General features: G+C 43.2%; 11 protein-coding genes. 8 read left to right on the top strand and 3 right to left on the bottom strand.

Features of this window, described 5'->3' with window-relative positions; translation table 11 throughout:
* Positions 1–263 precede the first annotated feature (263 nt).
* The 8 genes from ACMXYX_RS08415 (at position 264) to ACMXYX_RS08380 (ending at position 9,668) form a co-directional block, all read left to right on the top strand.
* Positions 264–2,141 carry an efflux RND transporter periplasmic adaptor subunit gene (locus tag ACMXYX_RS08415; protein WP_415906817.1) on the top strand — a complete coding sequence of 626 codons (1,878 nt, stop codon included), beginning with the start codon at positions 264–266 and terminating at the stop codon, positions 2,139–2,141.
* 12 nt (positions 2,142–2,153) lie between these two features.
* Positions 2,154–4,298 carry a hypothetical protein gene (locus ACMXYX_RS08410; RefSeq protein ID WP_415898211.1) on the top strand — a complete coding sequence of 715 codons (2,145 nt, stop codon included), beginning with the start codon at positions 2,154–2,156 and terminating at the stop codon, positions 4,296–4,298.
* The gene (locus ACMXYX_RS08405; protein WP_415906816.1) at positions 4,288–6,273 is read left to right on the top strand and encodes a preprotein translocase subunit SecA; all 1,986 of its coding nucleotides are present in this window, start codon (positions 4,288–4,290) and stop codon (positions 6,271–6,273) included. The genes ACMXYX_RS08410 and ACMXYX_RS08405 overlap by 11 nt, the downstream gene beginning before the upstream one ends.
* 9 nt (positions 6,274–6,282) lie before the next feature.
* A complete protein-coding gene (locus ACMXYX_RS08400) occupies positions 6,283–7,134 on the top strand; it encodes an efflux RND transporter periplasmic adaptor subunit (protein ID WP_415898213.1) in 852 nt (283 codons plus the stop codon).
* 254 nt (positions 7,135–7,388) lie between these two features.
* Positions 7,389–8,183 (top strand): SapC family protein, encoded by a 795-nt coding sequence (locus ACMXYX_RS08395; protein WP_415898214.1) that lies wholly within the window; start codon positions 7,389–7,391, stop codon positions 8,181–8,183.
* A gap of 394 nt (positions 8,184–8,577) precedes the next feature.
* Positions 8,578–9,069 carry a thioredoxin domain-containing protein gene (locus ACMXYX_RS08390; protein WP_415906815.1) on the top strand — a complete coding sequence of 164 codons (492 nt, stop codon included), beginning with the start codon at positions 8,578–8,580 and terminating at the stop codon, positions 9,067–9,069.
* Positions 9,070–9,154: 85 nt separating this feature from the next.
* Positions 9,155–9,283, top strand: coding sequence for a hypothetical protein (locus tag ACMXYX_RS08385; protein ID WP_415898216.1), 129 nt, complete (start codon positions 9,155–9,157; stop codon positions 9,281–9,283).
* Positions 9,284–9,506: 223 nt separating this feature from the next.
* Positions 9,507–9,668 (top strand): restriction endonuclease, encoded by a 162-nt coding sequence (locus tag ACMXYX_RS08380; RefSeq protein ID WP_415898217.1) that lies wholly within the window; start codon positions 9,507–9,509, stop codon positions 9,666–9,668.
* Between the two features lie 562 nt (positions 9,669–10,230).
* Here ACMXYX_RS08380 and ACMXYX_RS08375 read toward each other — a convergent pair.
* The 3 genes from ACMXYX_RS08375 to ACMXYX_RS08365 form a co-directional block, all read right to left on the bottom strand.
* Positions 10,231–10,512 (bottom strand): hypothetical protein, encoded by a 282-nt coding sequence (locus ACMXYX_RS08375; RefSeq protein WP_415906814.1) that lies wholly within the window; start codon positions 10,510–10,512, stop codon positions 10,231–10,233.
* A gap of 28 nt (positions 10,513–10,540) precedes the next feature.
* Entirely contained in the window at positions 10,541–11,212 is a 672-nt protein-coding gene (locus tag ACMXYX_RS08370) for a response regulator (protein WP_415898218.1), read from the bottom strand.
* An 85-nt stretch (positions 11,213–11,297) separates the two neighbouring features.
* Positions 11,298–11,747 (bottom strand): response regulator, encoded by a 450-nt coding sequence (locus ACMXYX_RS08365; RefSeq protein ID WP_415884621.1) that lies wholly within the window; start codon positions 11,745–11,747, stop codon positions 11,298–11,300.
* Positions 11,748–11,850 lie beyond the last annotated feature (103 nt).

Raw genomic sequence — 11,850 nt, 5'->3', positions numbered from 1 at the left:
TCAATAACACCCAACATAAAAAAAGCCACTCATCTGATTGTTTTTAAACAGATAACAGATGGGTGGCTTTGTTTTTTTGAGAGCAGTAAGATCCACGTCTATACTTCCCTTACGGAATACTAAACAGATGGTAAAAAAACGGATTATAGATAATCACTCTGTTTAGTCTCAGGGGGGCTGATAATGTTTCATAAATCAGCTGTTGGCATTCAACTCCCTTAACCTCTACCAGTGTGCTTAGTCCATGTTAGGAAGGTTATATTGTGGGAACCGACGAATACCGAATAGAGCAACCAGAGGATGGTAGCCGAGAAAATTCAGAAACATCTGCTGTTTCTGACACCTTTCTAAACCCCAACTATTGGGCCAAGCTCACGCAAACAACTTCGCGAGAAGCCTACGTATCGACATGGCTTGCGCTGCAATGCCAGTTGATCGAAGAGGTACACGCTGGCGTTGTAGTTATGGGCGAGCCAGAAGAAGGGCCATATACGCCAATCGCTCATTGGCCAGAAGATAGCGAAGCTAGTTTTGATATGACAGTCGTGGCCGAGCTCGCTATGAGCGAAAGAAAGGGCTCAGTCAGATCAAGCAAATCATCCCATCATCACACATCTCTTGCTTACCCTTTACTGGTTGATGAACAACTCTGCGGAGTTGTTGCTCTCGAAGTCAGCGAACGAAACCAAAGGCAACTAAGTCTAGTTATGCGTCAGCTTCAATGGGGATGCGCGTGGCTAGAAACACTCGTTAGACAAACTACATTAACATCTAAAACTCGTTTGGCTTTAGCTCTCGAGTTAGTAGCAGTGAGTTTAGAATCAAAGCGCTTCCATGCCGCAGCCACCGCTTTTGTGACTGAACTAACCTCCTGTATGGATTGTGAATGGGTAGGGATAGGCTTTTTAAAAGGCCAACACATCCAATTAAGTGCGTTTTCGCACAGTGCGGAATTTGAAGAAAAAAACAATTTAATGCGCCTAATCGCAAGAGCGATGGATGAAGCACTCGATCAACAAGCATTGTTGGTCTATCCCGCGCCTTCCGATACCGCACCACGGGCACTCAGATCTCATGAAGACCTCGCAAGGCAAGATAGTGTCGGCCATATCTGTACGATTCCGATGGGGAATGCGGGTGACCCGATTGGCGGACTTACATTGGCCAGAGCAAAAGGCCAGAGTTTCACAGAAGATGAGATCGATTTCTGTCGGTATGTTGCGCTGCTCGTCGGCCCTGTATTAGATGCACGCAGAAGAGATGATCGCTGGATTGGCAGTAAGATGTGGGACTCGCTGACTGATACATTGCCGCTTTTTGTGCGTGAAGGACATACCGGTTTAAAACTCGCCCTTATTTCTACAATTTTCCTAGCTGTGTTCCTCAGCATAGCCGATGGGACGTACCGGGTATCTGCCAATGCCAGTCTAGAGGGTTCTATTCAACGCGCGATCACCGCTAAATTTACGGGTTACATTTCTAAATCCGATATCAGGGCAGGCGATATCGTGAATAAAGGGGATCTTCTGTTTGCCATGGAAGATAAAGATCTCAAATTAGAACGCGTTAAATGGAACAATCAAAAACAACAGAGACAGCGTGAATATGTAGAAGCCCTCGCCAATGGCGATCGTGCACAGATGCGCATCCTCCGCGCCCAAAAAGATCAAGCGGATAGTCAGATAGCACTGATTGATACCCAGCTAAATCGAACAGCGGTCACAGCTCCCTTTGATGGTGTAATCGTCAGTGGTGATCTGAGTCAGATGCTAGGTGCGCCTGTTGAGAGAGGACAAGTGTTATTCGAGTTGGCGCCATTGAATAGCTATCGGGTCATTTTAAAGGTTGATGAACGTGAATACTCTCAAGTAGAAGAGGGGCAGTTAGGCTCATTAAAACTAGCAAGTATGCCAAACCAGCTCTTGGATATGGTAATCGTTAAGAAAACCCCCGTAGCTATTGCAGAGGATGGGCGTAACTATTTCCGAGTGGAAGCCTATATAGATGGCGGAATAGAAAGATTAAGACCCGGCATGGAGGGCGTCGGCAAAGTAAATATAGAGCAGCGTAAACTAATCTGGATCTGGACCCACGAGTTTACAGAATGGGTAAGGTTTACAATTTGGTCTTGGTGGCCGTAGGAGGAGAAGACTATGGCTGACAATCTATACAGTTCAATGTGGTACCGCGTAGCAGAACTGAAACCACATATTCGTAGCCACACTCAAATCAATCGACATGAGTACCGAGGTCAGATTTGGTACATCGTCAAAGAGCCTTCGTCAGGACAGTACCATCGTTTTACTCCAGCAGCCTACCATTTTATTGGTTTAATGGATGGGGAGCGCACTGTAGACCAGATCTGGCACCTAGTAGCTAAACAACTCGGTGACGACGCACCTACACAAGATGAAACGATGCAGTTTCTCAGTCAGCTGCATACCGCCAATGTCCTCCAAACTGACGTAATACCAGACAGCGAAGAGTTATTTAATCGGCACCAACGTCACGAAAAGGTTAAATGGAAGCAAAGACTCATGTCGCCTTTAGCGCTTCGCTTTCCTTTATGGGACCCAGATAACTTTTTAGCCAGAACACTGCTCTTAGCCAAACCTTTGTTTGGTCTTGGCGGTTTATTCATCTGGCTAAGCGTAATTATCGCAGGTGCTGTCCAAGCAGGTATTCATTGGTCAGATCTAACTGAAAATGCTATCGACCAAGCCATTACTTATAACAATCTATTTTTACTTTGGCTGATCTACCCATTAGTTAAGGCCTTACACGAACTGGGGCATGCTTACGCAGTAAAGGTGTGGGGCGGCGAAGTCCATGAGATGGGTATAATGCTGCTGGTTTTAATGCCTATACCTTACGTTGAGGCATCCTCCGCGACTGCATTCCCAGAAAGGCATAAACGCGTCGTGGTCAGTGCCGCAGGTATAATGGTTGAGCTATTTTTAGCGTCTATCGCTATGTTTGTCTGGTTAAACGTTGAAGCTGGAATCGTTAGAGCCATTGCATTCAATGTTATGCTCATAGGCGGTGTTTCGACCCTGTTCTTTAACGGTAATCCATTACTGCGGTTTGATGGCTATTACATCATGTCAGACCTCATAGAAATTCCTAATCTGGCAACCCGTTCTAAAAAATATCTGGCTTACTTAACTCAACGTTACCTTTTTTCAGTTACTGATCAGCACTCACCAGCAGAACGCGGTGAAAAAGGGTGGTTAATCTTCTACGGGGTCGCTTCTTTCGTTTATCGCATGTTTATTATGTTCGTCATTATCCTATTTATAGCGGGCGAACTATTCTTCATCGGTGTGTTATTGGCTATCTGGGCGATAACTACCCAGCTGGTTCTGCCTTTATTCAAGATGCTAGATTTTCTGTTTACTCACTCTCGACTCAAGCATAAACGATCCAAAGCTATTACTTATTCAGCTGTCGGGCTAGCCAGTTTGTTTATCATGCTATTTGTTATTCCAGCACCTTCTAAAACCCTTGCAGAGGGTGTTATCTGGCTACCGGAAAAGTCCCATGTCCGAATGCAAGTGGATGGTTTTGTTGAAGAACTTTTGGTTCACCAAAATACGATAGTCCAAGAGGGACAGCCCTTAATTCAATCTCATGATCCTTTTCTTGAAGCTCAATCGGCGCTTCTTAAAGCACAAAGAAGGGAGTTAGAAGCACGTTTAGTACAGTTACAGTTTTCCTATCGCTCTCAAGCGCTAGTTATTAGGAAAGAGATTGAAAGCCTTGAGGCAGAGCAAACCAGAATTGCAGAACAACTTGAGTCCCTCACCGTATACAGTGGCGCGGCAGGTTTATTTATTGTTCCTTCTGCGATCGACTTGCCCGGACGATTTATGAACCGTGGCGATATTATTGGTTACGTACTCGAACCTACTACCACACGCATCCGCACTGTTGTCAGTCAGAATCAAATCGGACTAGTAAGGAATAGAACTGAAAAAGTAGATGCATGGATTGAGAGTGCAGACAAACTTCCGCAAGAAGCACAGATAGAGAGAGAGGTACCAGGAGGAATTTTCAAATTACCTTCTAAAGCGTTAGGTAGCACTGGTGGAGGTAAGTTTCCTGTCGATCTCAGTGACCCAGATGGTTTAACTACACTGGAACGGTTATTCCAATTTGATCTGCTTCTCCCAGATATTGAAGAGATAGGAAATATAGGAGGTCGTGTGAATGTGCGATTTGATCACGGTTACGAGCCATTGGCTTTTCAATGGTATAGACAACTCAAACAGTTGCTGTTGAGTCGTTTTGAAATCTAGTGCCTCTCTACGTCCTGGCGTGATTCTGGGACATTACCCACAAAAGGTTACCTGCCAAAACAGCAGGCTAGACCGTATTGCTTCGCAAATAGAAGGGAGCTTGCGCCAGCTTGTTCCTGAGTTAAAAGAGAAACGCTTCGATAGTTTTATCACGCAAGTAAACTGTCATTCAGATCCATTAACGGCAATGAGCGATGATCATCTAGCAAATGTATGTAGAGAGCTAAAGGAATCTCTAAGCGTAGGCGGGCTGACTGATGATTCAATAGCTCACTGCTTTGCCCTTATTCGTGAGGTTTCTGAACGAACCTTAGGACTTCGGCATTTCAATACCCAGCTCATGGGTGGCTGGGCCATGATCAAAGGCAAGATAGCCGAAATGCAGACCGGTGAAGGTAAAACATTAACAGCAACACTGCCTGCGTGCACAGCGGCCCTGAGTGGAATTCCAGTACATATCATTACGGTTAATGATTATTTAGCGCAAAGGGATTCTGAATGGATGAGACCCATTTATAACGCCCTAGGCCTAAGCGTTGGTTTGATTAGTGAAGGAATGACACCAGAGCAACGCCGTGCTGCTTATTTGTGTGATGTCACTTACTGCACGAATAAACAATTAGTATTCGATTATCTAAAGGATCGAATAGTGATGGGCCATAACAGCGGCCGCCTCAGGTATGAATTGGATGATCTCTGCAACGATGGTAAACAGCAGGGTAATGTTCTGCTAAGGGGGTTATGTTTCGCCATTGTAGATGAAGCCGATTCCGTCTTAATCGATGAAGCCAAAACCCCCCTAATTATTTCGAAACAAACCGATAATCACAAAGAGTCACAGATCTACGAGCAAGCATTGGAAATGGCAGCCGAACTGGAGCCTACGGAAGACTTTAAACTCATAGATCAAGAACGGGCCATTGAGCTTACCAAGAACGGAAAAGCCAAACTTGATAGCTTTGGCGATACCTTAGGTGGCTTATGGAGAGGTAAAAAAAGACGTGAAAATTTAGTTAGGCAAGCACTGAGCGCTTTAAATTACTTTATCAAAGACACTCATTATCTGGTGAAAGACGGCAAAGTTCTGATTATTGATGAATATACAGGTCGTGTAATGCCTGATCGTTCATGGGAACAAGGGCTTCATCAACTGATTGAAGCCAAAGAAGGCTGCCCCATAACATCACAACCAGAGACATTGGCACGCATAAGCTACCAACGCTTTTTTAGACGCTACCTGCACTTAGCGGGTATGACCGGCACTGCAAAAGAGATCACCGGTGAGTTATGGGCTGTGTACGGCTTGGGCACTATGGTCATTCCATCAAATAAGCCACAGATCAGAAAAAACATGGGCTGGCGAGTGTACGTAAATAATGACCTTAAAAATAACGCCATATTAACTCAAATTCATCAGATGAGAACTGAGGGTAGACCTGTTTTGGTAGGCACACGATCTGTAGCAGCATCTGAAAATCTTAGTGAGTTATTACAAGAGCTAGAGATACCGCACAAAGTCCTGAACGCACGGCAGGACCTGAATGAAGCAGAAATCATCGCCCAGGCAGGCTTGAAAGGTCGTGTAACCGTTGCAACCAATATGGCAGGTCGTGGTACAGATATCCATTTAGAAGAAGGCGTAATAGATTTAGGCGGCCTGCATGTCATTGCAACAGAACAACATGAGGCCAGTCGAATTGACCGACAGTTATTTGGGCGTGCTGCCAGACAAGGCGATCCAGGAAGCTACGAATATATCCTGTCGTTAGAAGATGAGATTGTGACTAAATTCAGCCCTAAATGGATCTGGAATCTACACTCACATACAGGATCCCCTAAAAGCTACTTTAGAAAAATAAGCGTCTTAATTTCACAAAAGATCGCTGAGTATAAACACGCGCAAGTTAGAAAAGAGCTTCTACGAATCGATGAACATTTAGGGAATATGTTGTCATATTCCGGCCAACAGGAATAAGGATAATTTATGAAAAGCCTCTTGCTCCACTTGGGAATACTCTTGGCTATAAGCCAAATACCGAGTTCATATGCAGATGATAAATTGGAAGGCTTCGATTGCCTCATTAAGCCTCATTCATTAGCCGATGTGAGTACTAGGGAGCAGGGTGTAGTTGAAGCGCTATTAGTTGATCGGGGTGATCTAATCACTATGGGTCAAGAGATCGCCAAACTAGACGCAGATATTGAAGAGGTAACAGTTAAACTAGCAAAAACCAGAGCAAGCATTACTGCCGAAGTATCTGAAAGGAGAGCAGATCTAAACTTCGCTAGTAGAGAACTCTCAAGAATCAAAGAGCTACATAAAAAGAGAGCAATTTCAGCTCAATTATTGGATGAAGCGCGAACTAATTATTCAAAAGCTAACTTACAACTTAAGCAAGCTATAAACAGACAGGCTATAGCAGAGATTGAACTTGAAAGGGCTCAAAAATTTTATGACAGAAGAATTATTAGAAGCCCATTGAATGGGATCGTCGTGGACAGAAAGATCTCTTTAGGGGAATCAGTAGATAACCGTCCTATTCTACAGGTTGCTGAAGTTGACCCTCTGAATGTTGAACTGATCGTCCCAGTCGACTTTTACGGGAAAATCACTGTAGGAATGGAAGCCACGGTTCTTCCAGAATATCCAGGCGCAAAAGCTCACCCTGCAGAAGTGGTCGTGGTAGATAAGATCGTAGATCCTGCCAGCGATACTTTTGGGGTGCGCTTAGAACTATCAAACCCAGAACTAACTATTCCGAGCGGAGTGAGATGCAACATCACATTCAATCCAAACGAAACCGAGGCTATCTCCGCTATTGATACATCGGAATAGAGCTGTTTTAGCTGAGTTTTAAGAATATTTGTAAGGGAACATAAGCACAAAGAATAACCAATAATTAAAAGGAAATAACCTGACTAAAGGCTATCTTTGGCTATAGTTATCGAGGGCCATAAAAAACGATAATGACCAGATGTTCCCTACGGCATAAAAATAGACGTTTCTAACGTTAAAACTCACTATTGCCGTTTGTGATGATTATTAATGGCCCGTTACCATTCACAAATGAATATCACGGAGGGAATGTCGTGAGTAAGCAATTGTTGTTCTATACAAATGCAGTGCCTGTATCCAGTACCAAACACCGCGATTGGTCTGTCAAAATTGGTAAAAATTACGAATACGCCAAACTAACTAACTCTGTTCCCCTAATGGCTGTGGAATTTCCAAATGCAGCTCAGGAATACCCTATCGTTTTCGCTCAAGCTGGCGCAGATGTACTTCCTGTAGCCATATTAGGTGTATCAGATGAACGAAATATGTTTGTTGATGATGAAGGGAACTGGAAAGCTAAGTATATCCCTGCCTTCGTACGTCGCTACCCATTTGTGTTTTCCACCACAGATGACGGCGGAACGTTGATGCTATGTATCGATGAAAGCTTTACTGGCTTTAATCAGGAAGGAATTGGCGAACGATTATTCGATGCTGAAGGGCAAAGAACACAATACCTAAACGGTGTTTTATCATTTGTCGAAGAATACCAAGCACACTTTAAGCGTACTCAAACCTTTGCTAATAAACTTAAAGAGTTAGATCTATTTGAACCGATGCAGGCCAAAGTCGCATTGGATACCGGCCAACAGATGTCTTTAACAGGCTTTTTAGGTATTAACCGTGCGAAATTAAACGCGCTACCTGGTGATACGCTATCTGAGTTGGCGCAAAGTGGCGAGCTGGAGATGATCTACATCCATCTCCAATCTATGAAAAACTTCTCACTTATGATTGATCTTGCCAAGAGCTCAGACAGCGACGAACTACAAACACCCGTGCCACCTTTAGATGCAAATGAACCCAATGAAGGGGAAGCGTTAAATTAGTACATTCCATTTTAAAACACTCTAGTCAATAGATACTCCTCAGAACTGAGGGCTGGAATTTAAAGGGCTTTAAAGCTTTCTTTCCACCCTCGGTTTTACCTTCATTTCATGTAAAAAGGACAGCTACCGATTAGAAACGCTGTTCGACTCCAAATTCCCTAAATACAGTTTTGCATCTCGAATATCCAGAGCATGGTTGTTATACCTGAACTATTGAATGCCTTTAAGGTCAAAGCGTTACCAACGGATAGGGATAAAAAGGGTGTACTTAACTGGAATCATTCTTTCCTTGAAACGGATGAAAGAGCGGAGATCTGAGTTTCTGATCTTTCTCGATTAAGGTGACCGTCGATTAGGCGGTCGCTGTGAAATTGCGCGGTAAGTAGAGGTAAAGATGGCAAAGAAAAGAAAGTCAGGAAAAACGTCAACGCAAAAGAAAATGAATCCAGTTAAGCGAAAACTAAATTGGAAGCGAGTTATACGCCGTGGTCTATTCGTATCGACAATATTTGGAATTTTAGCCATCGCGATTACTGTTTTTAGTCAGCAGAAGCAGCTGGAGTATGACCTGTCGGTTATCGGTAATGGTAAGCCAACGGTGGTGCAGATCCATGACCCTAACTGCTCGTTATGCCGCCAGTTAAAGAATAATGTCCATAGCGTTCTTCCTGATTTTGCCTCAACTGTGCAGTTTAAGACGGCAAATATCGCATCAAAGAAAGGCCGGGAATTTGCACTGCAGCATAATGTACCCCATGTCAGCCTGCTGTTCTTCAGCAGAAGCGGTAAAAGAGTACACTTTGAACAAGGGGTCGCATCGCCCGAACGTATACGAGATCTATTACAAGGTTTGGCTAAAGGAAAGAATATTTCCCGCATCAGGTAGCGCTTTGGGGCTACTGGATAACGACGATACTCATGAGCTTCCGAACTGGGGAATCTTTTGAAGTGATGCCGATAGGTTCTTCTCAATGCATAACCATCCATTGGTTCTGCTGATTGAGTACGACTTCCCTTATGATACGGTTATGAACATCGTGAAAGGGAATCAAAATTATCCAATCTCAGCCATTTCGAATGGCTTTATGTCGTCTCACTGATAGCAAATGATCAAAAGGCTAAAAAGGCAGTGGAGGGCGTAGATTTCGAATCAGGCGATTCTGCCCAGAAGCTATCAGACACCTCAAGAAATGCTTAATACTGCGTATGAGAGCATACGCCAGTCCATTTATGACCAAATCATAGATGCTGTGGGTGGTATAGACGGAATCATTAAAGAAGACGTCCTTGCCTTAGGGAAGATTCATATCCAGGTAAAACGCTATGCCAGAAGCAAACACCGTAGGACGTAAAGAGGTTCAGAAGTTTGTAGGTGCACTAGCAGCTGCCCAATCCAACAAGGAAGTCTTCATGACAACATCCTCATACAACTCAGGTGCAATTGCTAATGCTGATGGTTTAATGGGTCTACCAATTTGGTTTTGATCAATGGTGAGCAATTGGCCAAGTACATTTATGACTACAGCCTAGGAAAGCAAACAAAGCAGCATATCGAAATCAAAGAGATGGATTCTGACTTCTGAGACGGAATGCAGAACGATTCATAAGAATCCCTATGAAGGATGATATAGAACAGCGTGCGCTACGTTGATCTTTTCGACACTTTACCCACAAAACTAAAATTAGCAACGCTCTCCGCACGATAATTTTAACTCCGCATATAAGGTTATATGCTCAATATGTATCTACACAAAGTAGGCGATAGCCATAGTTACATATACAAACACTCTATTTAACATAATATATATTATGCGAAATAGGATATTCAAAGATAACAACACCTATAAGCCTTGCAAGCACTTGCTTATGAATTAATAAAAACAGCTTTTAATGCCTGAAACATAATAGAAATCTAACGACATATAGCCCTAATAGGAACACCTTAAGCCCAGCCATTTGCAGTGATTAGCACCCAGCCCCGGCTAGAGAAAAAACACCCTAAACAAACACTAAAGCAGAAATACAAAATGAAAATAAGAAAAGAAAATTACGAATGCGTAACAGGCGTTTCTGCTGATTGGTAGCTACACAATAGCGCTGGATGAAGATTTATGAACTCGCCAGTCACATCAGACTCGACGATTAATACAGATGGCTCTGGCGCCATACAGTGCATTTTAGCCAGAACTTCATAAGGCTGGTACTTATGGAGTTTACAGCTATTGGATTCGTATAGATCAGCATCAAGCATTACGCTATCGCCTACAGAAATTTCATTCCAAAGAAACTCGGTTTCTAAGTGTAACTCTGTAAAGTCCAGTACGCTCATATCGGCAACCTCTTTTAAGAGAGTTACCTTAAGCTTGGACGATGTTATGACGAATTGCGAGGTGAACTAACTCAGAATTGTTGCTAATTTTTAATTTTCTGAAGATGTTTGTGCGGTGAGCATGAATGGTTTTAGGGCTCAAAAACATCTCTTCAGCGACTATAGCTACCGTCCGACCCTCAGCCAGCAACGAAAATATCTGCAACTCGCGTTTCGTAAGACTGCCTAAAGATGATTCACCAGAAGAGTCTCCATTGATTCGTGAGCGTATCTCTTCGGTAATGTACTCCTCACCCTTATAAATCGCCTTAACAGCCTCTAAAAGCTCATCAGGAGCGCACCTTTTAGTCAAAAAGCCTTTAGCCCCTGCATTAACAACGTGAGCCGGAAAAGGATCCGTCTCCATTGCCGTCAATACAAGCACCTTGGCTTTTGGGTCTCGCGATATAATACGCCGAATAGCCTCGAGACCACCGTTGAGGTTATTAGCTGTAGCATCCTCAGGATTTGAATCTGCTGGCATATTGAGGTCCATAATGACCACATCAGGCTCGTGCTGCGTGTACATTTCGCACGCTGATTGTCCATTATCTGCCTCCCCAACAATTTCAATGCTTTCATCAGATATCAGTAGGCGCTGAAATCCAGCCCTAACTAGAGGGTGATCATCTACAAGCAAAATTTTAATTGGGGTCGACATGTTCGCTTCCTAATAATAAGGCTGCCAATAGATAATTCAGCTTAATTCTTCAGCCTAATCATCTGATTTGTATGAATTTATTATTCTATATATCGCTTGAAGGCGCTATTGCATCAGCACCTTTATATACATCAAAACTTTCAATATCCATAGCTCCAGCATTCGATATTTCTTCAACTGGAATATGGGCAGGCAGAGCAACTAGCTCATCACTATAACCTACAAGCTGTACGCCTTCTTTCTTGCAATGCCTAAGGACCTTTTCTAGCGCCTTAACAACTGCCACTTGCCGGCCATTAAGTTGTTCGCGTGCTATTCTTGGATCTTTGGGCTTACTTGTTACCTGCTTAATAGCATAGCCATCATCATCAAGAAGCTGGATTGTTACATTCTTTAGCTTTACTTTAAGAAGAAGAGCTTTAGCTTGCTTGAAGTCTTGCTCACTATTACAGCACACAGCATCATCAAGTCCACACTGATGCAAAGCATCAATAATTTCTTGATCTTGTGCCAATTCTGTTAAAACTATATCCATTTCAGATTGTTACCTATAAATAGATAGAAATTAGTTCGCCAGTAGTGAGCGTTATTTTATTAGAGATATAGCCGCCAAGCTATGAATCAATTTCGCACAAAGC

It is taken from the genome of Neptuniibacter sp. QD72_48, from assembly GCF_047778065.1.
In the GTDB taxonomy this organism is placed as follows: Bacteria; Pseudomonadota; Gammaproteobacteria; order Pseudomonadales; family Balneatricaceae; genus Neptuniibacter.
The sequence above is the reverse complement of the archived record's forward strand: the minus strand, read 5'-3'. Positions and strand labels throughout refer to the sequence as shown.